General features: G+C 71.8%; 4 protein-coding genes. 2 read left to right on the top strand and 2 right to left on the bottom strand.

Annotation, left to right across the window (positions count from 1 at the left end):
* Nucleotides 1-265 precede the first annotated feature (265 nt).
* Together AC2VON_RS17890 and AC2VON_RS17885 are read right to left on the bottom strand one after the other, a co-directional pair.
* Nucleotides 266-1,735: a PH domain-containing protein gene (locus AC2VON_RS17890; RefSeq protein WP_486954154.1), complete on the bottom strand. Its 1,470-nt coding sequence runs from the start codon at nucleotides 1,733-1,735 to the stop codon at nucleotides 266-268.
* Nucleotides 1,736-1,824: 89 nt separating this feature from the next.
* Nucleotides 1,825-2,334, bottom strand: coding sequence for a PH domain-containing protein (locus tag AC2VON_RS17885; protein WP_486954153.1), 510 nt, complete (start codon nucleotides 2,332-2,334; stop codon nucleotides 1,825-1,827).
* 49 nt (nucleotides 2,335-2,383) lie between these two features.
* On the opposite strand from AC2VON_RS17885, the gene AC2VON_RS17880 reads away from it, so the two are divergent.
* Together AC2VON_RS17880 and AC2VON_RS17875 are read left to right on the top strand one after the other, a co-directional pair.
* Nucleotides 2,384-3,307 carry an SDR family NAD(P)-dependent oxidoreductase gene (locus AC2VON_RS17880; protein ID WP_486954152.1) on the top strand — a complete coding sequence of 308 codons (924 nt, stop codon included), beginning with the start codon at nucleotides 2,384-2,386 and terminating at the stop codon, nucleotides 3,305-3,307.
* Between the two features lie 94 nt (nucleotides 3,308-3,401).
* The coding region (locus AC2VON_RS17875; RefSeq protein WP_486954151.1) for a molybdopterin molybdotransferase MoeA at nucleotides 3,402-4,272 on the top strand (871 nt) is incomplete at its 3' end.

The raw sequence follows: 4,272 nt of genomic DNA, 5'->3' as shown, positions 1-4,272 counted from the left end.
CAATTTGCTTTGCCATTGCGAAGTGATTCCTCCGGTTGCGGATGACACGTCTGTGGCCGGGTGCAGCGCCCGCGACGGACGACCGAAGGTGTCGTTGGCCTCGATCTCACCGTCCCGACCTAGCACTCACTGGTCGTGAGTGCCAAGGTCATTCTTAGCACTCGCCCATGCCGAGTGCAAGGTCACCGGGTGCTGATGTGCGGCCGGCAATACGACATCAGGTAGGCCGGCACCGGCGTGGCCCGCACGTTTTCTCGTAGCGGTTTCACACTCGGCGAGCCCGGCCATCGACCACGCCGCCCGTCGCCCACCTGCTGTCGGCCACCCACGGCGACGCCCGCGCCGCCACCGACCACGCCCACTCTTGCGGCACGTCGATCACCCGGTAGGCCTTCACCCCGGCAGCGGTGGCCGCCACCAGCGTGGCCACCCCGGCGCGGCGCTGAAACCAGCTCTGGCGCACGGTCCAGCCGACGATGCCGGCCGTGGCGATGCAGTCGCGGCGCCGCTGAAGGCTGCCGGTGCGGGCCACCAGCCAGCCCCGGTCGACGCGATGCCCGAGCGCACGCACCCGGTCGGCAGCCAGCAATCCGCAGCACAGCGTCAGCACCGCCCACGCCGGCCACCACCAGACCGGGACACCGACCGTCACAGCCGCCACGGCCAACCCGACACCGGCTACTACCGGCAGTGCCATCGCCCGGGTCCAGCGCCGGCGGGCCGCCGCCCGACGGTGACCGCGCAGCGGCCCGCCGACTACGCCGGCGTCGCCGACCAGGCCGACCAGCACGGACTCGGCGGTCGCGGCCGGGCAGGGCGGCAGCAGGATCGAGGACTCACCGACGCCGTGGACCCCGGTCATCACCGCGTCCAGCCGGGCACCACCGAACAGGCGCACCAGCAGCGGCCGCCGCAGCGTCCCGCCGCGCAACCGGCGCATGTCGTAGCTGCGCTGGCGAACCCGCAGCAAGCCGTAGCGCAGCGCCAACACGTCCCCGGCCGCACCGGAATGTCTTGTCAGCACCAGGTTTCCGTAGGTGAGCAGTGAACGCAGCACCGCCAACAGCATCGACGCCGCAAGCACGACCGCCACGGCGGCCGGCATGCCGAGCCGCGCGGCGGCGTCCAGGGCGGAGCGGCCTGCTGGCGAAGCCCGCACCGCATCCCAGACTCCGCTTTGGAAGACCACCCAGACGGCGGCGCCGATCATCACCAGGCCCGACATACTCAGCGGGCTGTAACGCAGCCACGACGGCCGCCACCGCGCCAGCGTCACCGCGGAGCCGACCTCGGGGCCCGCCAGCGCCGCGGATGGCTGCGAAGCCTGCGCGGCCAGCAGAATCGCACGCAGCCGTGGCACGTCGCCACTCTCGAGAGCGTCCAACTCGAATACCTGGTCGCCAGTGGCTTGCTGACCGGTGCTCACCCGCAGCACCGTCAGCCCGAGCAGCCGGTGCAGCAGCCGGGCGTCGGTCTGCACCGACCGGATCCGACTGCGGGGCACCGACAACACCTTGCGGCGCAGCAGCCCGGACCGTAGCTGCAGCTGGCCCGATTCGGAATCGGCTTCGATGCGGTAGGCGGTGGTGAACCAGCGTGCCACCCCGACCGCGGCGATCACCCATAACACCGCCACGGTCCACAACTGATTTCCGGTGGTGGAACCGAACACCGCTGCCGCGATCAGCAGCGGCAGCTCACGCAGCGCCTCATGCACCGGATGCACCAGCAGCATGCGTGGACTCAACCGCTGCCAAGCCGGCGACGCTGTCACATAGCGCCGCTCCTGCGCATCGCTTCGCTCCGCATCGTCGCCGGCGCGTCTCACGTCGCGTCCCCAACGCCCAGCGACGCGGCGTCGGTCAACTGCGCGACGACCCGGTCGGCCACGTGCGCGTCCAGCGCGACGATGTGCACAGCGCCCGCCGACGACGCCGTGGTGACAGTGACGTTGGCCAGCCCGAGCATTCGGTCCAGCGGGCCGCGGTAGGTGTCGACGGTCTGTACCCGCGAGATCGGTGCGATGCGGCGTTCCTGGACCAGCCAGCCGGTGCGGGTGTAGACCGCCTGGTCGCTGATGTCCCAGCGGTGCACCCGGTACCGCCATAGCGGGGCCACCACGACGCTGACCGGCACACCCAGCGCGGTGACGGCGGCGGCCAACGCGTGCAGCCACAGCGGCCGTGGAGCGATCTCGAACCAGACCACCTGCGCCACCGCCAGACCCAGCCAGGGGATCGCCCCGCCCAGCGCCCACACCAGCGGGGCCTTGGTGCTGGGCGGATGGGCGGGGTCGGCCAGGGCCACAGTCACCGGCACGGTCGCATCAGACATGCATTGAAGGATGGCAGCAGCAGCCGTCGGATGAGTATCGTTTTCCGGCATGGACCCCCATGGCAGATGGACCGTGGCCGACATACCGGACCAGACCGGACGCGTCGTCGTCGTCACCGGCTCCAACACCGGGCTCGGGTATCACACGGCCGCGGCGCTCGCCGACCGCGGCGCCCATGTGGTGCTGGCAGTGCGCAACCTCGACAAGGGCAACGCCGCCGCCGCGCGCATCCTGGGGGCCAGTCCCGGCGCCGATGTCGCCGTGCAGCAGCTGGACCTGGGCTCGCTGGACTCGGTGCGCGCCGCCGCCGACGCGCTGCGCTCGGCCCATCCGCGCATCGACCTGCTGGTCAACAACGCCGGCGTGATGTGGACGCCCAAGCAGGTCACCGCCGACGGGTTCGAGCTGCAGTTCGGCACCAACCACCTCGGCCACTTCGCACTGACCGGGCTGCTGCTCGACCACCTGCTGACCGTCGACGGTTCCCGGGTGGTGACCGTCAGCAGCATCGGGCACCGCGTCATGGCGGCCATCCACTTCGACGACCTGCAGTGGGAACGCGGCTACAACCGGGTCGCCGCCTACGGCCAGTCCAAGCTGGCCAACCTGCTGTTCACCTACGAGTTGCAGCGCCGCCTGGCGGCCACGAGCAGGCCGACGATCGCCGTGGCCGCGCACCCCGGCGGCTCCAACACCGAGCTGACCCGCAACCTGCCGGTGATTCTGCGTCCCGCCGAGCGGCTGATTGCACCGCTGATGTTCCAGAGCGCCGAGATGGGTGCGCTGCCCACCCTGCGGGCCGCCACCGATCCGACCGTGCGGGGCGGCCAATACTACGGCCCCGACGGCCTCGGTGAGCAGCGCGGCCACCCGAAGCTGGTGCGGTCCAGCAAGCAGTCCCACGACCCGGCGCTGCAGCGCCGGTTGTGGGCGGTCTCCGAAGAGCTGACCGGAGTCAGCTTTCCGGTATAGCCCGGGCCTGATGGCGGCGACCTGGGGGCACCACCCGCTAACGGGGACTGCGCCCGGCTCCGCCGCGCTAGCGATCGCCGCCGATAATGGCGGCATGCGCTCCGTCGAAGAACACCGGCGTGCCGTCGCCGGCCTGATCACCCCCCGACCGCCCGCCGCGCTGTCGCTGGAGCAGGCCGAGGGCCTGGTGCTGGCCGAAGACGTGACCGCGCCGATCTCGCTTCCGGTCTTCGACAACTCCGCAATGGACGGCTACGCGGTGCAGGCCGGCGACGTCGCCGCCGCCACACCGGAGCGGCCGGTGAAGCTGCCCGTGGCCGAGGACATTCCGGCCGGGCGCACCGACATCCCCACGCTGGCACCGGGAACCGCGCACCGGATCATGACCGGAGCGCCGATACCGGCAGGGGCGACCGCGGTGGTGCCGGTCGAGGCCACCACGGGCGGCGGCGGCACCGGCACCGTGGCGATCTGCGGCGCCGCCGCCGAAGGCAGCCACATCCGCCGCAGCGGCGGCGACGTCGCCGCCGGCGTCACGGTGGCGCGGGCCGGGCAGATCGTCAGCCCGGCGGTGGTCGGCCTGGCGGCCGCGCTGGGGCTGACCCGGTTGACGGTGCGGCCCCGCCAACGCGTGCTGGTGGTGTCCACCGGCTCGGAGTTGGTGACACCGGGCACCCCGCTGGCACCGGGGCAGATCTATGAGTCCAACGGGGTGATGCTGGCCGCCGCCGTGCGCCAGGCGGGCGCCACCGTGGTGGCCGCAGCCACCGTCGGCGACGACGTCGCGCAGTTCGCCGCGGTGCTCGACCGCTACGGTGCCCGGGAAGGGGGGGCCGACGTGATCATCACCAGCGGCGGGGTCAGTGCAGGCGCCTACGAGGTGGTCAAGGACGTGTTCGGCCGCTCCGGCGATCAGGGGGTGGAGTTCGTCAAGGTGGCGATGCAGCCCGGCATGCCGCAGGGGA

Source organism: Mycobacterium sp. TH-M82, from assembly GCF_057473605.1.
The sequence above is the reverse complement of the archived record's forward strand: the minus strand, read 5'-3'. Positions and strand labels throughout refer to the sequence as shown.